The organism is Klenkia sp. AC732, from assembly GCF_979256525.1.
Genome location: NZ_CEEDOS010000041.1, coordinates 1 through 20,603, shown reverse-complemented (window position 1 = coordinate 20,603; position 20,603 = coordinate 1). Strand labels below are relative to the sequence as shown.

The 20,603-nt window shown below is 76.0% G+C and carries 23 protein-coding genes and 3 tRNA genes; 13 read left to right on the top strand and 13 right to left on the bottom strand.

Translation table 11 applies throughout. From position 1 onward, the window contains the following. The coding region (locus AC0IVP_RS17610) for a hypothetical protein (RefSeq protein WP_471758220.1) at positions 1–269 on the bottom strand (269 nt) is incomplete at its 3' end. Between the two features lie 391 nt (positions 270–660). Between AC0IVP_RS17610 and AC0IVP_RS17605 the strand changes: the two genes are divergently transcribed. From AC0IVP_RS17605 to AC0IVP_RS17570, 8 genes are all read left to right on the top strand, one after another. Beyond that, positions 661–1,866 (top strand): glycosyltransferase family 4 protein, encoded by a 1,206-nt coding sequence (locus AC0IVP_RS17605; protein WP_200938686.1) that lies wholly within the window; start codon positions 661–663, stop codon positions 1,864–1,866. Further along, positions 1,863–2,834, top strand: coding sequence for a glycosyltransferase (locus AC0IVP_RS17600; protein WP_471758218.1), 972 nt, complete (start codon positions 1,863–1,865; stop codon positions 2,832–2,834). Before AC0IVP_RS17605 ends, AC0IVP_RS17600 begins: the two co-directional genes overlap by 4 nt. Then, positions 2,831–3,637, top strand: a complete 807-nt coding sequence (locus AC0IVP_RS17595; RefSeq protein ID WP_471758216.1) for a glycosyltransferase family 2 protein — start codon at positions 2,831–2,833, stop codon at positions 3,635–3,637. Before AC0IVP_RS17600 ends, AC0IVP_RS17595 begins: the two co-directional genes overlap by 4 nt. Next, positions 3,622–4,650, top strand: a complete 1,029-nt coding sequence (locus AC0IVP_RS17590; RefSeq protein ID WP_471758214.1) for a hypothetical protein — start codon at positions 3,622–3,624, stop codon at positions 4,648–4,650. Before AC0IVP_RS17595 ends, AC0IVP_RS17590 begins: the two co-directional genes overlap by 16 nt. Further along, positions 4,647–5,546, top strand: coding sequence for a glycosyltransferase (locus tag AC0IVP_RS17585; protein WP_471758212.1), 900 nt, complete (start codon positions 4,647–4,649; stop codon positions 5,544–5,546). The genes AC0IVP_RS17590 and AC0IVP_RS17585 overlap by 4 nt, the downstream gene beginning before the upstream one ends. Then, complete coding sequence (locus AC0IVP_RS17580) at positions 5,531–6,844, top strand: glycosyltransferase (protein ID WP_471758210.1); 1,314 nt, start codon at positions 5,531–5,533, stop codon at positions 6,842–6,844. Before AC0IVP_RS17585 ends, AC0IVP_RS17580 begins: the two co-directional genes overlap by 16 nt. A gap of 103 nt (positions 6,845–6,947) precedes the next feature. Then, positions 6,948–8,093 (top strand): FIST signal transduction protein, encoded by a 1,146-nt coding sequence (locus AC0IVP_RS17575; protein WP_471758208.1) that lies wholly within the window; start codon positions 6,948–6,950, stop codon positions 8,091–8,093. Continuing rightward, positions 8,083–8,817, top strand: coding sequence for a diguanylate cyclase domain-containing protein (locus tag AC0IVP_RS17570; RefSeq protein WP_471758206.1), 735 nt, complete (start codon positions 8,083–8,085; stop codon positions 8,815–8,817). Before AC0IVP_RS17575 ends, AC0IVP_RS17570 begins: the two co-directional genes overlap by 11 nt. Positions 8,818–8,820: 3 nt before the next feature. Here the strand turns inward: AC0IVP_RS17570 and AC0IVP_RS17565 are convergent, their stop codons facing one another. Next, on the bottom strand, positions 8,821–9,531 hold the full coding sequence (locus AC0IVP_RS17565; RefSeq protein ID WP_471758204.1) for a TetR/AcrR family transcriptional regulator: 711 nt from the start codon (positions 9,529–9,531) through the stop codon (positions 8,821–8,823). Between the two features lie 84 nt (positions 9,532–9,615). Here AC0IVP_RS17565 and AC0IVP_RS17560 point away from each other — a divergent pair, with 84 nt between their 5' ends. Continuing rightward, positions 9,616–10,476, top strand: coding sequence for an NmrA family NAD(P)-binding protein (locus AC0IVP_RS17560; protein WP_471758202.1), 861 nt, complete (start codon positions 9,616–9,618; stop codon positions 10,474–10,476). Positions 10,477–10,482: 6 nt separating this feature from the next. On the opposite strand, the gene AC0IVP_RS17555 is transcribed toward AC0IVP_RS17560, so the two are convergent. The 7 genes from AC0IVP_RS17555 to AC0IVP_RS17525 form a co-directional block, all read right to left on the bottom strand. Continuing rightward, positions 10,483–10,725, bottom strand: coding sequence for a DUF1272 domain-containing protein (locus tag AC0IVP_RS17555; protein ID WP_471758200.1), 243 nt, complete (start codon positions 10,723–10,725; stop codon positions 10,483–10,485). A gap of 33 nt (positions 10,726–10,758) precedes the next feature. After that, positions 10,759–11,166, bottom strand: a complete 408-nt coding sequence (locus AC0IVP_RS17550) for an STAS domain-containing protein (RefSeq protein ID WP_157518927.1) — start codon at positions 11,164–11,166, stop codon at positions 10,759–10,761. 52 nt (positions 11,167–11,218) lie between these two features. Next, positions 11,219–12,784, bottom strand: coding sequence for a sensor histidine kinase (locus tag AC0IVP_RS17545; RefSeq protein WP_471758198.1), 1,566 nt, complete (start codon positions 12,782–12,784; stop codon positions 11,219–11,221). Between the two features lie 8 nt (positions 12,785–12,792). Next, positions 12,793–13,536: a response regulator transcription factor gene (locus AC0IVP_RS17540; protein ID WP_056290341.1), complete on the bottom strand. Its 744-nt coding sequence runs from the start codon at positions 13,534–13,536 to the stop codon at positions 12,793–12,795. Between the two features lie 175 nt (positions 13,537–13,711). Next, a tRNA-Phe gene (locus AC0IVP_RS17535) sits at positions 13,712–13,785 on the bottom strand. 43 nt (positions 13,786–13,828) lie between these two features. Then, positions 13,829–13,902, bottom strand: a tRNA-Asp gene (locus AC0IVP_RS17530). Positions 13,903–13,922: 20 nt separating this feature from the next. After that, positions 13,923–13,995 (bottom strand) — tRNA-Glu (locus AC0IVP_RS17525). Positions 13,996–14,150: 155 nt separating this feature from the next. Between AC0IVP_RS17525 and AC0IVP_RS17520 the strand changes: the two genes are divergently transcribed. Further along, entirely contained in the window at positions 14,151–14,783 is a 633-nt protein-coding gene (locus tag AC0IVP_RS17520) for an AMIN-like domain-containing (lipo)protein (protein WP_471758196.1), read from the top strand. Here AC0IVP_RS17520 and AC0IVP_RS17515 read toward each other — a convergent pair. The 4 genes from AC0IVP_RS17515 to AC0IVP_RS17500 all read right to left on the bottom strand — a co-directional run bounded on the left by AC0IVP_RS17515 (position 14,780) and on the right by AC0IVP_RS17500 (position 18,211). After that, positions 14,780–15,127: a hypothetical protein gene (locus AC0IVP_RS17515; protein ID WP_471758194.1), complete on the bottom strand. Its 348-nt coding sequence runs from the start codon at positions 15,125–15,127 to the stop codon at positions 14,780–14,782. The two genes, AC0IVP_RS17520 and AC0IVP_RS17515, sit on opposite strands and share 4 nt — an antisense overlap. Positions 15,128–15,144: 17 nt before the next feature. Continuing rightward, positions 15,145–16,725, bottom strand: coding sequence for a metallophosphoesterase (locus AC0IVP_RS17510; protein WP_471758192.1), 1,581 nt, complete (start codon positions 16,723–16,725; stop codon positions 15,145–15,147). 252 nt (positions 16,726–16,977) lie between these two features. Beyond that, positions 16,978–17,577: an NAD(P)H:quinone oxidoreductase gene (gene wrbA / locus AC0IVP_RS17505; protein ID WP_056289670.1), complete on the bottom strand. Its 600-nt coding sequence runs from the start codon at positions 17,575–17,577 to the stop codon at positions 16,978–16,980. 64 nt (positions 17,578–17,641) lie between these two features. Then, on the bottom strand, positions 17,642–18,211 hold the full coding sequence (locus AC0IVP_RS17500) for a GtrA family protein (RefSeq protein ID WP_471758190.1): 570 nt from the start codon (positions 18,209–18,211) through the stop codon (positions 17,642–17,644). 130 nt (positions 18,212–18,341) lie between these two features. On the opposite strand from AC0IVP_RS17500, the gene AC0IVP_RS17495 reads away from it, so the two are divergent. The 3 genes from AC0IVP_RS17495 to AC0IVP_RS17485 all read left to right on the top strand — a co-directional run bounded on the left by AC0IVP_RS17495 (position 18,342) and on the right by AC0IVP_RS17485 (position 20,484). Further along, positions 18,342–18,647 (top strand): putative quinol monooxygenase, encoded by a 306-nt coding sequence (locus AC0IVP_RS17495; protein ID WP_471758188.1) that lies wholly within the window; start codon positions 18,342–18,344, stop codon positions 18,645–18,647. Between the two features lie 62 nt (positions 18,648–18,709). Then, entirely contained in the window at positions 18,710–19,600 is an 891-nt protein-coding gene (locus AC0IVP_RS17490; RefSeq protein WP_471758186.1) for a Rieske (2Fe-2S) protein, read from the top strand. A 32-nt stretch (positions 19,601–19,632) separates the two neighbouring features. Beyond that, entirely contained in the window at positions 19,633–20,484 is an 852-nt protein-coding gene (locus AC0IVP_RS17485) for a hypothetical protein (RefSeq protein ID WP_471758184.1), read from the top strand. The last annotated feature ends 119 nt before the right edge of the window (positions 20,485–20,603 follow it).

The following is a 20,603-nucleotide window of genomic DNA, read 5'->3' as shown; positions in this document are numbered from 1 at the left end:
GGACGGGGCGGGGTGCCCGGCTGCTGCGGGGGGACCGACCAGCCCTGCTGGCCCGGCCACCCGCCCTGCTGCCCGGGACCCTGCTGCCCGGGACCCTGCTGGGCGGGACCCTGCTGGGCGGAGCCCTGCCACCCGGGCTGCGGGGGCGGCCCGGCCGGTCCGGGGCGCCCCGGCACCGGTGGGGCCGGGGACCACCCGGGCTGGCCGGGCTGCTCGCCGGCGCCCCCGCGGCCGTCGTCGCTCGGTCGGTCGTCCCCGCGCTCGCTCACGCGTTCCTCCAGGTCGCTCGCAGCCGCGGTGTCCACACCCAGGCCTCGGTGGCGGAACGCTACCGAACCGCTACCCCGGACCGCCTCCACGAGATCACCCGGACGGGGGGAAGCGCGGGTTCCGCTGGAGGGGTGGGAGAACGCACCTCCGGCCGATGTGCGGGGGGCCCCCCCGTCTGTGATGATCGAGGCGGTCCGGTCCGACGACGCTGCAGCGCTGCGCGCCACGTCGTCGCCTCATGAAGCGGGGCAGGCCACCAGCCGACACACCCCGACCGCTCCACCGGTCCTCAGGTGTGCCCCCGCCCAGGAGGTGTCGCCCGTCCTTGTCCGAGAGCCCCGTCCTCACCCAGCCCGCGGTGACCGACCCGTCCCCCCGTCCGGCCCGCGCGTGACCGCCACCCTGCCGCTGCCCCGCCGTGGCCGCCGGTTGCGCTCGGTCCCCGCGGTGCCCACGCCGTCGGCCCCGCTGCCCTCCCACGCCCGCGCCGACCGTTCCCGGCCGCTGCGCATCGCGCTCATCGCCTCCAGCCGCTACCCGATCGCCCAGCCCTTCGCCGGTGGGCTCGAGGCGCACGTCTGGCAGCTGACCAGGTCCCTGACCGCCCGCGGTCACGACGTCACCCTCTTCGCCGGCCCCGGGTCGGACCCCTCGCTGGCCGTCGAGGCGCTCCCCGTCCGCCCGGTGCGGGTCAGCCCGGCTGCCCGGGCCGACGTGAGCATGGGTCCCGAGGTCTTCCTCGAGGACCACCACGCCTACCTGTCGCTGATGATGTCGTTGACCGGCGAGCGGGCCCACGACTTCGACCTGGTGCACAACCACTCGCTGCACTACCTGCCGATCGCGATGGCCCCCGCCCTGCGGGTGCCGATGCTCTCGACCCTGCACTGCCCACCGACGCCCTGGCTGGAGTCCGCGCTGCAGTCCAGCGTGCCCTCCCCGGTGTCGCTGGTCGCCGTCAGCGGGCACACCGCCGCGGCGTGGTCCGGGGTCGACGGCGTGCACCAGCCGGTGGGCGTCGTCCCCAACGGGGTCGACCTGACGAGCTGGACGGCCGGACCCGGCGGCGGGCCGCTGGTCTGGTCGGGCCGGATCGTCCCGGAGAAGGGCACCCACCTCGCCGTGCAGGCCGCCCTGGCCGCCGGCCGGGAGCTGCAGATCGCCGGCCCGGTGGTCGACGCCGGCTACTTCGAGCGCACCATCGCCCCCTTCCTGGGCCGCGGCGTCACCCACCTGGGCCACCTGGACCAGGCCGGGCTGGCCGCTGCCGTCGGGCGGGCCTCGGTCGCGCTGGTCACCCCGTGCTGGGACGAGCCCTACGGCCTGGTCGTCGCCGAGGCGCTGGCCTGTGGCACCCCGGTCGTCGCCTTCGCCCGCGGCGGCATCCCCGAGGTGCTCACCCCCGAGGTCGGCCGGCTGGTCCCCGCCGGGGACGTCGCCGCGCTGGCCGCGGCGATCCCGGAGGCCGAGGGCCTGTCCCGCGAGGCGGCCCGCGAGCGGGCCCGCACGCACTGCTCAGTGGAGACGATGGTGACCCGGTACGAGCAGCTGTACGCCTCGCTCGTCGAGTCGAACGCCACCGCCGCGGCGCTGTGATCGGCTGGTACGTCCACCACCAGGGGTCGGGGCACCTGCACCGGGCGGCGGCGATCGCCGAGGTGCTCGACGACGACGTCGTCGGGCTGTCCTCGCTGCCCTCGCCCGGTGCCCCCTTCGCCGACTGGGTGCAGCTCGCCGACGACGCCGGCGGCACCGTCGAGCACGTCACCGCCGGTGGTGCCCTGCACTGGGCACCCCGCCGGCACGAGGGCCTGCGCACCCGGTCCGCCCAGCTGGCGGCCTGGGTCGAGCGGGCCCGGCCCGACGCCGTCGTCGTCGACGTGTCGGTCGAGGTGACCCTGCTGCTGCGCCTGATGGGCGTGCCCGTCGTGGTCACCGCCATGCCCGGCGACCGGGACGACGCCCCGCACACCACCGGCTACACCGTCGCCGACCGGCTGCTGGCGTTCTTCCCCGCCGACGTGCTCACCCCGGCGTACCTGGCTCCCTTCGCCGCGACGACGACGCACGTCGGCGCCGTCTCCCGGTTCGACCGGCGGCCGGCCGCCGACCCGGCGCCGGGCACCGCCGTGCTGCTGGCCGGCACCGGGGGCAGTGCCGTCACCGCCCAGGACGTCGACGCGCTGCGCCGGGCCACCCCGGGGCTGCGCTGGACCGTGCTGGGCGGCCCGGGCGAGTGGTGCGCCGACCCGTGGCCGGTGCTCTCGGCGGCCGACGTCGTCGTCACCCACGCCGGGCAGAACGCGCTGGCCGAGGTCGCCGCCGCCCGCCGTCCGGCCGTGGTCGTGGCCGCCGATCGGCCCTTCGCCGAGCAGCACCGCACCACCGCCGCGCTCGACGCCGCCGGCATCGCCGTCGGGCTGCCCGCCTGGCCGACCGCCGACCGCTGGCCGGTGCTGCTGGAGGCCGCCCGCACCCGCGGCGGCCAGGGCTGGTCCCGCTGGTCACCCGGCGACGCCGCCGAGCGCGCCGCCGCCGCCATCCGAGAGGTCGCCCGCTCGTGAGGACCGCCGTGGTCACCGTCGTCCACGGCCGGCACGACCACCTCCGCGGACAGCTCGCCGGGCTGGCCGCCCAGACCCGCCGGGCCGACCGGCACGTCGTCGTCGCCATGGGCGACGACGGCATCCGCTCCGTGGTCGGGGACGCCGCCGACGTGGTGGACCTGCCCGCCGGTGACCGGCTGCCGCTGGCCGCGGCCCGCAACGCCGGCGCCGCCGCGGCGCTGGCCGGGGGCGCGGAGCTGCTGGTCTTCCTCGACGTCGACTGCGTGCCGGCTCCCGCACTGGTCGAGCGGTACGCGGCCGTCGCACAGGACGGTGTGCTGGACTCGGGACCCGTGAGCTACCTGCCCCCGCCCCCCGCCGGCGGCTACGACCTCACCGACCCCGCGCGGCTGGCCGAGCTGGCCGACCCGCACCCGGCCCGCCCGGTGCCGGCCGACGGCGAGGTCCTCGACTCGACCGACCACCGGCTGTTCTGGTCGCTGTCCTTCGCCGTCACCGCGCCCACCTGGGCCGCCCTCGGCGGTTTCCACGAGGGCTACGCCGGATACGGGGGAGAGGACACCGACTTCGCCGAGACCGCGCACGCCGCGGGCGTCGGACTGCGCTGGGTGGGTGGGGCCGCGGCCTTCCACCAGCACCACCCGGTCTCCCGCCCCCCGGTCGAGCACCTGGACGACGTGCTGGCCAACGGCCGGGTCTTCGCCGCCCGGTGGGGGTGGTGGCCGATGCAGGGCTGGCTGGACGCGTTCGCCGAACGAGGCCTGGTGCGACGGACCGACGAGGGGTGGGTGCACGCGTGATGCGGGTCGCCACCGTGCCCTTCGCGCACCCCTACCTCGACGCCGTGCTGCCGCCCGACGTCGTCCGGGTCGGCCCGGCGCCCTCGGTCGAGGACCCGTGGGCGCCCAGCCCGTGGCTGGACCCCCGGTACCTGGCCGCGCACGCCGCGGAGATCGACGTGCTGCACCTGCACTTCGGCTTCGACGGGCTCACCCCCGACGAGATGCTGGCCTGGACCGAGGTGGTCCGGCGCAGCGGCGTCGCCCTCGTGGTGACCGTCCACGACCTGCGCAACCCGCACCACTCCACCCGGGAGCGCCACGACCGGCACCTGGCCGCGCTGCTGGGCGCCGCCGAGGTGGTGCTCACCCTCACCGAGGGCGCCGCCGACGAGATCGCCGAGCGGTTCCAGCGGTCCTGCATCGTCGTCGCCCACCCGGGCCTGGTGACGCCGCTGCCCGGCATCGGCCGGGAGCCGCGGCTGGTCGGGGTGCACCTGAAGTCGCTGCGCACCAACCTGCTCGACCCGCTGGACGTCGTCCGGGCGGCCGCGTCGGGCGCGGTGTCCGGCGGCGGCCGGCTGCGGGTCGACGTGCACGACGACGTCGACCTGGACCAGCGGGTGCCGGGCCTGCGCCAGGCCGCCGACGCCGGGGAGTTCGAGCTCGCCGTCCACCCGCGGTTCGGCGACGACGAGCTGACCGCCTACCTGCAGTCGATCGCGGTGTCGGTGCTGCCGCACCGCTTCGGCACGCACTCGGGCTGGCTGGAGGCCTGCCGGGACGTCGGCACCCGGGTGGTGGCACCGACCTGCGGGCACTACGCCGACCAGTGGGAGGACGTCGTGCTCTACGGCAACGACGAGGTCCGCGGGCTCGACGTCCCCTCGCTGACCGGTGCGGTGATGGCCGCGGTGACCCGGCCGTGGCCGGCGAAGGCCGACCCCGCCTGGCGGGCCGAGCAGAAGGCGCAGCTGCGCCGGGTGCACGCCCACGTCTACAGCCGGGTGGCCGCCGACCGGGCACCGGCGTGAGGGTCGGGCACCTGCTCGTCGGCCCGGCCGAGCACGGTGTCGTCCGGTACGCCCGGGAGCTCGCCGAGGCCGACGGCTCGCCGCCGGTGCAGGGCGCCGAGCTGGTCCAGGTGCACTACACCGACCGGCTCTTCGCGCCCACCGCGGAGGAGAGCGCGCTGGCCTTCACCGCGCTGGCCGCGGACCTGGGTCGCCCGCTCGTGGTGACCCTGCACGACGTCCCGCCCGACGACGGATCGGTGCTGCAGCAGCGCCGGGCGCGGGCCTACGCGGCCGTCGTCGACACCGCTGCTGCCGTGGTGGTCAACAGCGAGCACGAGGCCGCCCGGTTGCGAGCGTTCTCCGACGTCGTCCCCGCTGTGGTGCCGCTGCCGGTGCAGCCGCTGCCGGCGGGCCCGGTGCCCCCGCCGGACGGGCAGGTCGTGGTGCTGGGGTTCCTGTACCCGGGCAAGGGCCACGAGGAGGCGCTGCGCGCGTTGCCCGCCGGGGTCGGGTTGACCGCGCTCGGTAAGCCCTCGGACGGGCACGCCGACCTGGTCGACGAGCTGTCCGCCCTGGGCCCGCTGACGGTCACCGGCTACGTGGCCGACGAGGAGCTGCCGGCCCGGCTGCGGGCGGCGTCGGTGCCGCTGGCCCCGCACCGGCACGTGAGCGCGTCGGGCTCCATCGGCAGCTGGCTGGCCGCCGGACGCCGCCCGCTGGTCCCCGACGTGGCCTACACCCGCGAGGTCGCCGCCCGCTGCCCCGGGGCGCTGTGGCTCTACGAGGACCTGGCGCCCGCCCTGGCCGCAGCCCTGGCCGACCCGGCCTCGACCTGGCTCGCACCGGGCACGCCCACCGGCCCGGACCTGGCCGCGACGCTGGAGTCCTACCGGGCGGTGTGGCGCTCGTGCTGACGCTGCCCGACGGCCGGCACGTGGTGGCCGGCAACGACTGGTCCCCGCTGGCCGACGCCCGCCCCGGACAGCCGCCCGAGGTGAGCGTGGTGGTGCCGTACTACCGGGCGCAGGACGAGCTGGACCTGGTGCTGGCCGGGCTCGCGCTGCAGACCCACCCGGCGTCCCGGCTGCAGGTCGTCGTCGCCGACGACGGGTCGCCAGAGCCGCCGCGAGTGCCGGCCGGGGTGACCGTCGTCCGGCAGCCCGACCGGGGGTTCCGCGCCGCCGCGGCCCGCAACCTGGGTGCCCGGGCCGCCGAGGGGGAGGTGCTGCTGTTCCTGGACGGCGACACCGTCCCCACCCCGACCTACGTCGAGGAGCTGTCCGCGTTGCCCGCGCTGCTGCCCGACGCGCTGGTCACCGGCCGACGCCGGCACGCCGACCTCGCCGGCTGGACCCCCGACCGGCTGCGCGACTGGTTCGCCGGCGGCGCCGCGCCCGAGGAGCTCACCGAGCCGGCGTGGCTGCGGGAGGCCGGCGACCTGCTCGACGCCGACGACCGGTCCTACCGCTTCGTCATCAGCGCCGTCATGGGCACCACCCGGGCGCTGTTCGAGGAGGTCGGCGGCTTCGACGAGACCTTCGGCGGCTACGGCGGCGAGGACTGGGAGCTGGCCCACCGGCTCTTCTCCGCCGGTGCGGTGCTGGCCCACCGCGAGCGGGCGGTGGCCTGGCACGACGGCCCGGACTGGGGCCTGCGCGGGGACGACCCGGTGGCCGCCCGCCGGGAGAAGAACGCCGAGACCCGCTCGCTGGCCCGCCTGCTGCCCGACCCCGCGGCCCGCGGGGTGGGCGGCTGGTGGCGCCACCCGGCCGTCGTCGTCCGGATGGCGCCCGGTGCCGACGACGACGCGACGGTGCTCGGTGTCCGGTCGTTGCTCGCTGCGGGCCTCGACGCCCAGGTCTGGACGGCGGACGCCGACCTGCTCGACGGCGACCCCCGGGTGCACGCAGGCGAGCCCTCGCCAGGCGTGCTGGCCCGGTGTCGTACCCAGGTCGACCTGACCGGTCCGCTGCTGTGGTCCCCGGGCGGGCTGGCCGGCCTGGTGGACCGGGTCCGGCCCGGTGGCGTCGGTCGGGTCGCCGGCACCGTCGACGGGGTGGACGTCGCCGTCGCCGCGACCAGGGCCCTGCGGCGCACCCTCCGCTGGGACGCCGACCTGCACCAGCTGTTCGGCAGTGCCACCGTCGACGTCGCCGCTACGGCCCCCGGACCGCACCCTGACCTGGCCCACCACCTGCCCAAACTCGGCTGACGGGCACTCCTCTGTTGGGGTGAGGACGCCGCCCGCACGGTGTATCCGGGCCCGTCGGAGCCGATGGAGGAGGCAGGGGCACTGCGTCCCGCGGAGGGTGACGATGGACGTGTTCTCGGGCCGATGGGCCTACCCGACCGGTTGGTCGGACGCCTTCCCCGCGTGGGACGGACCCGCCACCCTGGTGCTCGTCTTCGGCCCCAGCGGTCTGCGCGACGAGCCGGGGCACCCGGGCCTGGCCGACCTCCGGGCGGCGTACCCCACCGCCTCGATCGCCGGCTGCTCGACCTCCGGTGAGGTGTCGGGCAGCGAGCTGCACGACGACACCCTCACCGTTGCCGTCCTCCGCTTCGCCGCCACCCGGGTGCTGGTGGAGACCTCCCCGGTCTCCGCCGACGACTCGCGCGACGTCGGCCTGCTGCTGGGCAAGCACCTGACCGACCGCGCCCCCGACCTGGCCGCCGTGCTGGTGTTCAGCGAGGGCCTGCGGGTCAACGGCTCCGCCCTGGCCGACGGGCTCTCCGCCGGCGTGCCCCTGGGCACCACCGTGGTCGGCGGCCTCGCCGGCGACGGCGACCGGTTCGCCGCGACCTGGGTGCTCGTCGACGGCGTCCCGGTCGGCGGCCACGTGATCGCCGTCGGGCTGGCCGGGGACGCCGTCGAGGTGGGCCACGGCGCCCGCGGCGGCTGGTCCGTGCTGGGCCCCGAGCGCATCGTCACCCGCTCCCGCGGCACCGTCGTCCACGAGCTGGACGACCGGCCCGCCCTCGAGCTCTACCGCACCTACCTCGGCGACCGGGCCAGCGGACTGCCGGCCACCGCCCTGCTCTTCCCGCTCGGCGTGCGCCCACCCGGCGGGGACCGCGAGTCCGTCCGCACGGTGCTGGGCGTGGACCCGGCCGAGCAGTCGCTGACGTTCGCCGGCGAGGTGCCCGTGGGCTCCCGCGCCCAGCTGATGCGCAGCTCCACCGACCGACTGGTCGGCGCCGCCGAGGAGGCCGCCGAAGCCGCCCGCCTCGCCGTCGCCCCGGGTGACTCGCTCGCGCTGGTCGTCAGCTGCGTGGGCCGCCGGCTGGTGCTGGGCCAGCGCTGCGAGGAGGAGCTGGAGGCCGTCGCCGAGGCCCTCGGGGACGGCGGGCCCGCCCCGGCCACGGTCGGCTACTACTCCTACGGAGAGCTGACCTCCGGCGATGCGGGCGCCACCATGCAGAACCAGACGATGACCGTCTCGGTGATCCGTGAGCGTTGAGGCGCCCCCTGTACCCGAGCTGCACCGGCTGCTGGCCCGCCAGTTGCGCCGGCTGGGCATCAGCGGCGCACCCGACGAGGCCCAGTGGGCCGCTCTCCTCGCCGTCGTCTCCCGGGCGTACGCCGAGGCCGACGAGGACCGCTACACCCTGGAGCGCTCCATCGAGGTGTCCTCCACCGAGATGCGCGACCTGCACGACCAGCTGCGCCGGCGGGCCGAGGAGGACCCGCTCACCGGGCTGCCCAACCGGGTGGCGCTGGTGCACCACCTCGGGCAGGCGCTGGCCCGCGCCCGGACCGGCGGGCCGGGCGTCGCGGCGCTGTTCATCGACCTGGACGGCTTCAAGGCCGTCAACGACCGGCTCGGGCACGCGGTCGGGGACGACCTGCTGATCGTCGTCGCGGCGCGGCTGGCGCACTGCCTGCGCCCCGACGACGTCCTCGCCCGCCTGGGTGGGGACGAGTTCGTCGTGGTCTGCGCGGACGGCGCGGACCGGGACCCGGCCCTCGCCCTGGCCCACCGGCTCCGGGACTCGGTCAGCCGTCCGGTGCAGCTGGCCTGCGGACCGGCCCAGGTCGGGGCCAGCCTCGGTGTGGCGCTGACCCGCAGCGGCCGGGAGTCCGCGGAGGAGCTGCTGCAGCGCGCCGACGCGGCCATGTACAGCTCCAAGCAGCACGGCAAGGGCCGGGTCACCCTGGCCGACGCGGTCCACGCCCCGGCCTGAGGCTCAGCCGGCGGTGATCCGGTCCAGCCACTCGGCCAGCAGCGCCCGCTCGGACGCCGAGAGCACGGCGACGTCGTCCAGCCCGGCCCGCAGGGCGACCGCGGCCACCGTCGTGCCCTCGGGTGCGGTGCCGGCGGCGTCGGTGGTGACGGCGGCGAGGACCGCGTCCCACGCGGCGTCGACCAGGCCCAGGTCGCGCTCCTCCGGGGGCGTGCGGACCAGGGTCAGCACGCAGCCGGTGCCGATCGAGTGCACCAGGTCCACGGCCCGCTCCTCGCTGACCCGCAGCCGGCCGGCCGCGGCCACCCGGCGCACCCGGGCCCGCAGCACGCCGGCACCGGCCCGCACCGCCGGGGACCGGGCGCCCCGGCGCGGGTCGGCCAGCAGCGCGGACAGGGCCGGGTTGGCCAGCCCGAAGCCGACGTGCACGTCCCACCCGGCGCGCAGGTCCGCGACCGGGTCGTCGGTCTGCGGGGCCAGCTGCTTGCCGGCGACGTAGGTGGTGAACACGTGCTCGGCGACGGCGTCGAGCAGGCCGTCCTTGTCCCCGAACAGCCGGTAGATCGTGGGCGCCTGCACGCCCGCCTCGGCCGCCACGGCCCGGGTGGTGACGGCGTCCGCACCGCCGGCGGCGAGCAGTCGGGCAGCGACCTCCACGACCTCGCCCCGGGTCCGGGTCCGCCGGGTGTCGGGGTCCTGCTCCGTCGCGGTCACGGATCGACGATAACGCACCAGCGTTAGCGATGGTGTTAGCGTCGATGTCGGAACATCCGTTCCGCCGATACCAGGAGGTCCACCATGATCGTCGTCACCGGAGCCACCGGACAGCTCGGCTCCCTCGTCGTCGGACAGCTGCTCCAGCGGGTGCCCGCCGAGCGCGTCGCGCTCAGCGTGCGGGACCCCGAGAAGGCCGCCGGCCCGGCCGCGCTGGGCGTCCGGGTCCGCCGCGGGGACTACGCGGAGCCCGAGACGCTCACCGCGGCCTTCGAGGGCGCCGAGCAGGTCCTCGTCGTCTCCTCGAACAGCGCCGGGGACGGCGCCGTCGCCCAGCACGCCGCCGCCCTGCAGGCGGCCCGGGACGCCGGAGCCCGCCGGGTGCTCTACACCAGTCACCAGGCTGCGGGGCCGGCGTCGGCGTTCGACCCGATGCGCGACCACGCCGCCACGCACGCCCTGCTGGCCGACCTCGGGGTGCCCGCCACCGCGCTGCGCAACGGCTTCTACGCCGCCACCGTGCCCGTCCTGCTGGGTGCCGCGCTGCAGACCGGCGAGCTCGCCGCCCCGGCCGACGGCCCGGTCTCCTGGACCGCCCACGTCGACCTGGCCGAGGCCACCGCGGTCGTGCTCGCCGACGAGGGTCGGCTCGACGGCGTCTCCCCGCCGCTGACCGCCCCCGTCACCCTGGACCTGGCCGACGTCGCCGCCCTGCTCACCGAGCTGACCGGCTCACCCGTCCGCCGCGTGGTGCAGTCGGACGACGAGTGGCTGGCCGGGATGGTCGGCCGAGGGGTCCCCGCCGCGCAGGCGCAGATGCTGCTCGGGCTCTTCGTGGCCGCCCGGCGCGGTGAGTTCGACGTCACCGACCCGACCCTGGAGGAGCTGCTGGGCCGTCCGGCCACGCCGCTGCGCACCGTCCTGGCCGCAGCGGTGGCGCGCTAGGCCCCGTCAGCGGCAGGGTGGCCCGACGGCCAGCACCCGGGTGGTCGAGGCCGGGCTGCCGGCCAGCGACCGGGCCGGGCGCACCGGGCGGCGGACCAGCTCGCCGCCGCAGTTGGGGCAGGCCCGGTCCGGGAAGCCCGCGGCGCAGGCGGTGCACCAGGTGCACTCGAAGCTGCAGATCAGCGCGTCCGGGCTGTCCGGCGCCAGGTCGCGGTCGCAGCACTCACAGGAGGGACGCAGCTCGAGCACGCCGGAGACCGTAGCGCCGTCCGCCCCGGGAGGTCAGTTGCCGCGGCGCTCGTCCAGCACGTGGAACCGATGCCACAGCCCGGACAGCTGCAGCGGGCGGGCCACCGCGGTGGTCCCGACGACGAGGGTCAGCTCGGACCCGCGCCCCTCGAGCATCCGGTGCACCTGGACCACCGTCGACAGCCCGGCGGAGTTGAGGAAGTCCACCCCGTGCAGGTCCAGCTGGAGCCGCTGCGGGGGGTCCTGGCCGAGCAGCAGGTCGGTGACGACCCGGATCAGCGGGCGGCGGGCCTCGGCGGTGAGCTCGCCGACCACCACGACCCGGGCGGTGTCCGGCGTGGGGTGCTCGACGGTGACGGTGGGCGGGTCCACCGGGGCGGCCGCGGTCTCGGTGCCCTCGGGGAGGCCCTCGGTGGGCTGCGGGGCGCTGGGCTGCGTCATGGGACGTCCATACCCCGGGTCCGCGACGATCACGCTCCCGGCGACGTCCTCGTCAGCGTGGCTGGCCCTCGACCAGCAGGTCCGGGTCCGGACCCCCGCCGTCCAGCTCGGTGTCGGGGTCGCCCTCGACGGTCCTGGCGTGCGGCAGCCGCACCGTGAACTCGGTCCGGCCGGGCTCGCTGGCCACCGCCACGGTGCCACCGTGCGCGGTGACGACGGCGTCCACGATCGCCAGCCCCAGGCCGGTGGACCCGGCCTGTCGGGAGCGGGAGGAGTCGCCGCGGGCGAACCGCTCGAAGACGTGCGCCCGCAGCGCCGGCGGGATGCCGGGGCCGTCGTCGGCGACCTGCAGCACGGCGACGTCCCCCTCGGCCCGCAGCCGGACGGTCGCCGTGGTGCCCTCGGGGGTGTGGGTGCGGGCGTTGGCCAGCAGGTTGGCCAGCACCTGGTGCAGCCGTGCGCCGTCCCCGGGCACCAGCACCGCGACGTCGGGCAGGTCCACACGCCAGCGGTGCCCCGGCCCGGCGACGTGGGCGTCGGAGACGGTGTCCACCACCAGGGCGGCCAGGTCCACCTCCTCGTGGGCGAGGTCGCGGCCGGCGTCCAGGCGGGCCAGCAGCAGCAGGTCCTCGACCAGCACCGACATCCGCACCGCCTCGGACTCCACCCGGCGCAGGGCGTGCCCGACCTCGGGCTCGACGTCGGCGTGCTGGCGGCGGACCAGCTCGGCGTACCCGCGGATGGAGGCCAGCGGCGTGCGCAGCTCGTGGCTGGCGTCGGCGACGAACTGGCGGACCTGGGTCTCCGAGGCCTGGCGGGCGGTCAGCGAGCCCTCGACGTGGTCCAGCAGCCGGTTCAGCGCCGTCCCGACCTGGCCGACCTCGGTGCGGGTGTCGGTGTCCTCCGGGGGCACCCGCTCGGCCAGCTGCACCTCACCGGTCGACAGCTCCAGCTCCGACACCCGGGTCGCGGTCGCCGCGACCCGGTCCAGGGGCTGCAGGGTCCGCCGGATGACGACGGCCGCGGCGGCGACGGCGGCCAGCAGGGCGACCAGCCCGGCGAGGACCTCGACGATGACCAGCGAGCCGACGGCGTCGTCGACCGAGCCCAGCGGGAGCCCGGTGACGACGAGGTCGCCGTCCGGGGTGGTCGCACCCACCACCCGGTAGTCCCCGAGTCCGTCCCCGAGGTCCACGGTCGTGGGCGTCCAGTCCCCGCTGACGTTCCCGAGCGAGCCGACCTGCGAGGCGGTCAGGCCCTTCTTCTCCCCGGACCGCTCGATGACCCCGGAGTACGTGCAGACCCCGTCGCTGAACCGGGCGATCAGCGTGCCCTCGCCCTGTCCCGGCCCGAAGATGTCGTCCCCCGCGCCGTCCGCGGGTGGCTCGGGCGGTTCGGCGTCGTAGTAGCCGGCGGCCTGCTCGGTGCGGGACCCGGCGCCGGCCAGCCGGTCGTCGACCTGCCGCATCAGCTCGTGCCGCAGCACGGCGGTCGAGGCGAAGGCCACCACCGCCAGGACCAGCAGGGTGGGCACCAGGAACGCGACCAGCAGCCGTGCCCGCAGGGAGTGCCGCCGTCGGGAGGCGGACCGCGCTGCGGGCAGTGGCTGGCCGGTCACGTGTCCTGTCAGACGGCGGGCTTGATGACGTAGCCGGCGCCCCGCAGCGTGTGGATCATCGGGGCCCGGCCGGCGTCGATCTTGCGGCGCAGGTAGGAGATGTAGAGCTCGACGATGTTGCCCTGGCCGCCGAAGTCGTACTGCCACACCCGGTCCAGGATCTGGGCCTTGGACAGCACGCGCTTGGGGTTGCGCATCAGGTAGCGCAGCAGCTCGAACTCGGTCGCGGTCAGGCGGACGTCGTCCCCGCTGCGGGTGACCTCGTGGGACTCCTCGTCCAGGGTCAGGTCACCGACGACGAGCAGGCCGTCGTCGGCCACCACGCGGGAGGTGCGGCGCAGCAGGCCGCGCAGGCGGGCCGCGACCTCCTCCAGGCTGAAGGGCTTGGTGACGTAGTCGTCGCCCCCGGCGGTGAGGCCGGCGATCCGGTCCTCGACGGCGTCCTTGGCGGTCAGGAAGACCACCGGCACCAGGGGGGACTCGGCGCGGAGCCGGCGGAGCACCTCGAGGCCGTCCATGTCGGGGAGCATGACGTCGAGCACGACGGCGTCGGGCCGGAACTCGCGGGCGGCCTTGACCGCCTCGGCGCCGTCGGCGGCGGTCTTGACGTCCCAGCCCTCGTAGCGCAGGGCCATGGACAGCAGCTCGCAGATGGAGCGCTCGTCGTCGACGACGAGCACCCGCAGGGCGCTGCCGTCCGGCCGGGTCAGCTGGGCACGGGAGCTGGTCGAGGAGGGGATCGTCGCCGTCATGACGTCCACCCTGGGTCCCCTCCCTGCGCGTTCCCTGTGAGCAGTCCAGGAAGTGTCTGTCGACCCGCCCAGTACCGAGGTGACCGTGCGCCGCAGCCGGTCCCGAGTGTGCCGGGCGGGACCGGGCGTGGGGTGTGCCGACCCTGTGGAGAGGGAGAGCGGCAGGGGAGTGAGGTGGCCAGGGGCGGGGTCGAACCGCCGACCTCTCGCTTTTCAGGCGAGCGCTCGTACCGACTGAGCTACCTGGCCCGATGCCGGTACCCACGGGTGGTGCTCCGTGGACATCGGTCGGCGACCCTGACGGGACTCGAACCCGCGACCTCCGCCGTGACAGGGCGGCGCGCTAACCAACTGCGCTACAGGGCCTTGCTGTACTTCTTGGTGCGTGCCCCCAACGGGGTTCGAACCCGTGCTACCGCCTTGAAAGGGCGGCGTCCTGGACCACTAGACGATGAGGGCTCGTGCTCGCTGGAGGCAGGGAGAACAATACACAACGCCGAGGGGGTCTCCGGACGGGGGTCCGTGGGCGCGTCGCCGGAAGCGTCCGGGCTGGTCTCGCAGTGGTCGGCGTGTGGTGCACCGGGCCGGTGGTCCCGGGCTGTCAGGGTGGGCGCATGCGCCGCCGCCTGCTCGCCGTCGTCCCCGTGTCCGCGCTCGTGCTGCTCGCCGGGTGCGGCGACCCCGCGACCCAGGAGTCCGGCAGCGCCAGCACGACGTCGGCCGCTGCGACCGGCACCTCCGCCCCCGCGCCGAGCACCGGGGCGCCCGCGACCAGCGACCCCGAGGGGGTCACGGACGCGCCGGCCTTCCCCGCGGACACCGCACCCGACACCGGGGACGGCGTCGCCGGCCAGGGCCCCACCGTCGTCACCGCGCTGCGGGTGGGCGACCAGGACGGCTTCGACCGGGTCGTGTTCGAGCTGTCGGGCACCGCGGCGCCCGGCTGGGACGTCGCCTACGTGGACGCGCCCACCGCCGAGGGCAGCGGCGATCCCCTCGACGTCCCGGGCACTGCGTACCTGCGGGTGCTCCTGACCGGCGTCACGAACCCCTACGAGGCGCCGGGGGTCACCGAGGTGCCCCGCGGGGGCGTCGCCGGCCCGGGCGAGGGCTCGGTCGCCGGGGTCTTCTACGACTCCACCTACGAGGGCCAGGCGCTGGCCTACCTCGGGCTGACCGCCGAGAAGCCCTTCCGGGTCTACGCCCTGGAGAACCCGTCCCGCCTCGTCGTCGACGTGGCCGACTAACCCAGCGAGGCGGTCAGCTCGACACCGTCGGCGGTGACCGCGGTACAGGTCAGGCTCAGCGGGCCGGCGGTGACGCTCTCGCCCTCGGCGCAGCTGACCTCCGCGCTGCCGACCGAGAGGGTGGCGCGGTCGTCCTGGGTGCCGGCGAACACCAGCGAGGTGCCCAGGATCTCGGCCTCGGAGCCCTCGCCGGTGAGCGAGGCCGTGCACTGGCTCCCCGAGCACGACACGTTGTTCGAGGTGAACGAGCACCCGGCCAGCGCGGCCAGGGACAGCGCCCCGGCCAGCAGCGGTCCGGCGGCCCGTCGGGCGCGGGCGGTCGTGGGGGTGGCGGCCGTCGTCATGGCCGGGAGCGTAGGGCTCAGCCGGTCGGGCCGGCGGGAGCCACCGGGGGTGCGTCGGTCGGTGTCCCGTCGGTGGGCTGCTGGTCAGGGCCCTGTGTGGGGGTGCCGTCGGGGTCCGTCGACGGCTCGTCCCCGGTCGGCAGCGGGTCCACGTAGAACCGCTCGATGGTCACCTCGGACTGGCCCAGACCGCCGAGGGTGATCTCGTCCCAGGCGGTCAGCTCGCCGGTCGCCGGGTCCAGGTAGAGCACCGAGCACGACAGCGGGGTGGGCTCCTCGCCCTGCAGCCCGCGCAGCCCCGCGCCGCCGGTGGAGCCCTCGACCATCAGCCGGGTGCCGTCCTCCAGCACCGAGACGTCGCGCTGGTGGGTGTGCCCGGCGAGCACCAGGTCGACGACGCCGTCCAGCGGCGGGGCCTGCTTCGGGTCGTGCACCATCGCGACCGCCGGCCGGTCGTCCAGGGTGTCGATGTAGTCGACCAGCTCCTCGCCGGACTCCTCCAGCGTCTGGGTGCCCTCGTCGGCGTCCTTGTCCGGGGTGAAGCGGGGGTCCGGGGCGCCGACGACCTCGATGCCGGCCACCGTGGTCGAGGAGTCGTCGAGCACCACGGCGTTGGGCTGGGCCTGCACGGCCAGCGCGGTGGCGGCCGAGTCGTGGTTGCCGCGGATGAACACGTAGGGGACGCCGAGGTCGCCGATCCACCCGAAGGTCTGGCTCTCCGCGGAGCTGCCCCAGTCGACGATGTCACCGGTGTCCAGCACGCCGTCCACACCGAACTGGGTCACCACCTGCTCGACCAGGTCCGCCCCGGAGGGGGCCAGGTGGATGTCGGCGACGTGCAGCAGGGTGACGCTGTCCCCGGTGCCGGAGGGGTCGGGGAGCGTGGAGACGGCGGAGTAGAGCGTGCTGACGTTGGCCACGAGGTCCTCCAGGGAGGCCCGGTAGGCGTCGTAGCGGGCGACGATGTCCTGCGCGCTGCCGATGAGGCTGTTGGCGTTGACCAGCAGTCCGGTGTACGTCGGCTGGGACAGCGCCTCGGGGCGCCAGGTCGCGGCGCCCAGTCCGGCGGTGCCGACCAGCAGCACGGTGGACATGCCGACCGCGATCAGCGGTTCGCGCTTGCGGCGCAGCGCGATCAGCGAGAACAGCGCGGCCCCGCCGATGCCCGCGGCGGCGGTGGTCCACACCAGCTGGACGACGGCGGACTGCAGGTCCGCGCTGACGCTGTCGACGACGCCGTCGAGCTGGCTGGGGTCGGTGGCCAGCGCCTGGGCGCGCAGCTGGTCGACCCGGCGGAGCTGGACGTCCAGGCGCAGCGGGCCGTCGTAGGCATCGACGGCGAGGGCGCCCAGCGGCGGGATCTCCAGCTCGGCCCCGCCACCGGTGGAGGGGGTGAAGGCGACGGTGGCGTCGAAGGGCCCGATGGGGGCCTCGACGCGGGCGAAGAGGAGCACGCCCAGGGTGGCCCCGATGAGGGCGACGACGATGCGCTGCAGCCAGCGGACCGGGGTGCGCAGGCGGCTGCGGCGGGCGGTGGGGGCCGGTGCCGGGTCCGGGGCGGGGTCGACGTCGTCGCTGGTCGGCCCCGGTGTCGTCACCGCGACCACGGTAACGAGGCCCGCCCGGGACCGCGCCCGGACGCGACCAGGCTCACGCCGCCGCCGGGGCACCCGCCGGGGTGGGCGCGCCAGGGCGCGGTCGGGCGCCGGGTGCGCGCCGGGACAGCGGTGGTCTCGAGGACGCCCGAGTGGTCGCGCGCTCGCGCGGCCGGTGCGCGCCCATGACGGGCACGGGGCCGCGACAGCAGTCTGGGCGCGCACCCGGTGAGGGGTGCGCGCCCAGACGGTGGCTCAGGAGGTGATCTTGGCGCTGATCTCGGCGAGGCGACGGCCCTGGTAGCGGGCCGCGGCCAGCGCCTCGTCGGAGGCGGCGTCGGCGTTGCCGGCCGAGGGGGCCGAGGTGCCGTAGGGGTTGCCGCCGGCAGCGAACAGCAGCGGGTCGGTGTAGCCCGGGGGCACGATCACGGCGCCGAAGTGGGAGAAGACGTTGAACAGCGTCAGGATCGTCGACTCGTTGCCACCGTGGGTGTTCTGCGCGCTGGTGAACGCCGTCGCGCCACGGTTGGCGAGCTTCCCGGTGGCCCACAGACCGCCCAGGGTGTCGATGAACTGCTTGAGCTGCGCGGACGGCGTCCCGAAGCGGGTGGGGGTGCCCAGGGCGTACCCGTCGGCCCACTCGAGGTCCTCGGGCTGCGCGAGCGGGACGTCGGCGACGGCGTCGGCGTGTGCACGCCAGGCCGGGTTGCTGTCGATGGCGGCGTCCGGGGCGGTCTCGGCGACGCGGCGCAGGCGCACCTCGGCGCCGGCCTCCTCGGCACCCTGCGCGAGGGCCTGGGCCAGCTGGTGGGTGTTGCCGGTGGACGAGTAGTAGACGACGGCGATCTTGGTCATCGGTGGTGCCTCCGTGGTCTCGGGACGATTGCGTCCTCAACCACCTACCCCGGTGACCGCCGGGCTACCCGCGCTGGAGCGAACGGCCGGTGAACACCCAGGCCCGCAGGGCCACGAAGCGGACCAGTCCGATCAGGCCGGTGACACCACCGATGAGCAGCACGTTGACCTGCCAGGAGGTGTCGCCGAGCAGCTGGTGTGCACCGGCGAGGGCCAGCGAGGTGGCCACCAGGCCGACGACGGCGAGACCGCCGCCCTCCCACTGCGCGGTGAACCAGGAGACCCGGCCGTCGGCGTGGAAGGTGAGCCGACGGTGCAGCTCGTTGGCCAGCAGGGTGGAGCCGACCGCCCCGACGAGGTTGGCCGGCTGGTCGCCCATCGAGTCGAAGGCGATGAAGAGCACCGCGTAGAGCGCGCTGGACAGACCACCGACGACGACGAAGCGGGCGAACTGTGCGCTGCCGGCGTCGCCATCGCGCAAGGCGGTGAGGAGGGCCCGGACCCGGTGGGCCGACTGGTCGGCCACATCGGAGACGGCGTCCACCGCGGGGTGGCGGCGGCGCAGGGTCGGGCAGGTCACGGGGTTCTCCAGGTGCGGGGTGGTGCGGTCGGCGCGGGTGTGCTGGTCCTGCATACGAGACCAACCCCTGCGGAGGATGTGCATTCCCGGTGTGACCCGTACCAACCGTGACGGTTGTCACCTGCAACAGAACCGGCGTCGCTCGCCACCGGGCGGGCTCGTGGTCGCGCGGCACCATGGGTCCATGACCGTCACCTCGCTGCTGGAGCTGTCCCTGACCCCCGCCGCCGCCGACGACGTCGACGGGACGAACCGGCTGATCACCACGACCCTGGAGGCGACCCGGGCGTTCGCCGGGTGCCTGGGCGTCGACGTGCTCGTCGACGTCGACGACCCGGCCCACGTCACGGTGCTCGAGCGCTGGGAGAGCATCGAGCACGACGACGCCTACCGGGCCTGGCGCCAGACCCCGGATGGTGCCTCGCAGCTCGGGTCCCTCCTCGCCGCCGCACCCCGGCTGACCCGGTACGCCGCCGTCGACGGGGTCTGAGCCGGGCAGTGCGGTCTCGGATCGAGGCGTTCCGGGACGGGGTCGCTGGGTAGTCCGCCGCCATGAGCCTGCTCAGGATTCTGGACCGCCTCGCCGACGTCACCTCGCTGGACAAGGCGGTGGAGCCCGCCCGGACCGCCGTCGACCGGTTGCTGCGCCCCCAGGGGCTGAAGGACGCCCTGCACGGCACGTGGCTCGGCCACCCGCTGCACCCCGTCCTCGCCCAGGTCCCGGTCGGCAGCTGGGTGTCCGCGGGTCTGCTGGACCTGGTGCCCCCGTTGCGCCCGGCCGCGACCGTGCTCATCGGGACCGGGGTCGCGGCGGCCGTGCCGACCGCGCTGGCCGGGGCCGCCGACTGGTCCGAGCAGGAGGTGGGCGTCCGCCGGGTCGGCGCGCTGCACGCCGTCCTCAACACCGCGGCGCTCGGGCTCTACGTCGGCTCGCTGGTCGCCCGCCGGCGCGGTGCCGGCACCGCGGGGCGGGTGCTGTCCTACGCCGGTCTCGCGCTGGCCTCGGGCTCGGCCGCGGTGGGCGGGCACATGAGCTACGCGCAGTCCTCCGGCGCCTCGCACGCCGTCACCTCGGCCCGCCAGCTCACCCACGACTGGATCGACCTGGGGCCGCTGGACGACCTGCCCGAGGGGCGCCCGGCGCTGCGGACCGGTGAAGGACAGGGCGCCCCGGTACCGCTGGCGGTCGTGCGCAGGGGCTCCCGGGTCGACGTCTTCGTCGGGGCCTGCGCGCACCTGGGCGGGCCGCTGGCCGAGGGCCGGGTCGAGCAGGTTGCGGGCCGGGACTGCCTGGTCTGCCCGTGGCACGACTCCGCCTTCGACCTGGACGCCGGGGAGCCGCGGCGCGGGCCGGCCGCTGTCCCGCAGGAGAAGCTCGACGTCCGGTACGAGGGTGGCCGGGTGCTGGCGAAGCTGGCGGGGCGGCACACCGAGGAGAGCTGACCGCGGGCCGCCGCGGACCTAGGCTGCGCGGCGTGCGGGGCGTCGCGGTGGTGGTCACGGTGGCGCTGGCGGGCGTGCTGGCGCTGGCCGGGTGCGGGGCGGGCGAGGGTCCGGCCGCGCCGGCGAGCGCGACCGCCGTGCCGACGCTGCCCCCGGTGCCGGGGGTCGAGGGCGAGGTCGTGCGGTCCCGCACCGACGAGGCGCTCGGCGGGCAGGTGCAGGTGCGGTTGACCGACACCGGGGACGAGCCGTTCACGGTCACCGCGGTGGCGCTGCGTTCCCCCGGCTTCGCCGCCCAGCCGCTGGCCCAGCAGACCGCCGTCTACCGGCCGGGGCTGACGATCGACCTGCCGGTGCCCTTCGGGGCGGTGGACTGCGCGGCCCCGGTCGCGCCGGTGGCCGCGGAGGTGGTGCTCAGCCGTGCCGGGGGGCCGGTGGAGACGGTGCTGGTGCCGTTGACCGGGGACGTGCTGGACCGGGTGCACGAGCAGGGGTGCCGGGTGCAGCAGCTGCTGACCCGGGTCGACGTGGCCGTCGAGGGGCCCGTCGGCTCGGGGGAGGAGGTGACGGCGTCCCTGGTGCTGACCCGGGTCGCCGGCAGCCCGGACGTCGACGTCGAGGTGCGGGCCCTGGGGCGCAGCGTGCTGCTGGCCCCGACCGTGGACGACGGCCTGCCGGCGACGCTGCGGGCGGGTCGGGACGAGCTGGTGCTGCCGCTGACGGTGGAGCTGGTGTCCTGCGAGCCGCACGTGCTGGCCGAGACGAAGAAGCCGTTCGTCTTCCCGCTGACGGTGCGGGTCGAGGGCGAGGACACCGTGCTCGACCTGCCGCTGGACGATGCGCAGCGGGACGGGCTGCAGGCCCTGGTCGACCGGGTCTGCTGAGTCCTCGGTCTCCGGTCGGGGCACGAGACGGGCCCGGCCCCGGACGCGGTCCCGGGGGAGGACCGGCCGGGGCCGGGTGCGTCCCGCCCGCACCGCGCGGGGGAGGCGGGTGCGGGCGG

Excerpts from the sequence above, each read along its gene's own strand:
- AC0IVP_RS17575 (WP_471758208.1), top strand. The coding sequence starts at position 6,948 with ATGGACGTGTTCTCGGGCCGATGGGCCTACCCGACCGGTTGGTCGGAC.
- AC0IVP_RS17560 (WP_471758202.1), top strand. The coding sequence starts at position 9,616 with ATGATCGTCGTCACCGGAGCCACCGGACAGCTCGGCTCCCTCGTCGTC.
- AC0IVP_RS17550 (WP_157518927.1), bottom strand. The coding sequence starts at position 11,166 with ATGACGCAGCCCAGCGCCCCGCAGCCCACCGAGGGCCTCCCCGAGGGC.
- AC0IVP_RS17540 (WP_056290341.1), bottom strand. The coding sequence starts at position 13,536 with ATGACGGCGACGATCCCCTCCTCGACCAGCTCCCGTGCCCAGCTGACC.
- AC0IVP_RS17520 (WP_471758196.1), top strand. The coding sequence starts at position 14,151 with ATGCGCCGCCGCCTGCTCGCCGTCGTCCCCGTGTCCGCGCTCGTGCTG.
- AC0IVP_RS17515 (WP_471758194.1), bottom strand. The coding sequence starts at position 15,127 with ATGACGACGGCCGCCACCCCCACGACCGCCCGCGCCCGACGGGCCGCC.
- wrbA (WP_056289670.1), bottom strand. The coding sequence starts at position 17,577 with ATGACCAAGATCGCCGTCGTCTACTACTCGTCCACCGGCAACACCCAC.
- AC0IVP_RS17500 (WP_471758190.1), bottom strand. The coding sequence starts at position 18,211 with ATGCAGGACCAGCACACCCGCGCCGACCGCACCACCCCGCACCTGGAG.
- AC0IVP_RS17495 (WP_471758188.1), top strand. The coding sequence starts at position 18,342 with ATGACCGTCACCTCGCTGCTGGAGCTGTCCCTGACCCCCGCCGCCGCC.
- AC0IVP_RS17490 (WP_471758186.1), top strand. The coding sequence starts at position 18,710 with ATGAGCCTGCTCAGGATTCTGGACCGCCTCGCCGACGTCACCTCGCTG.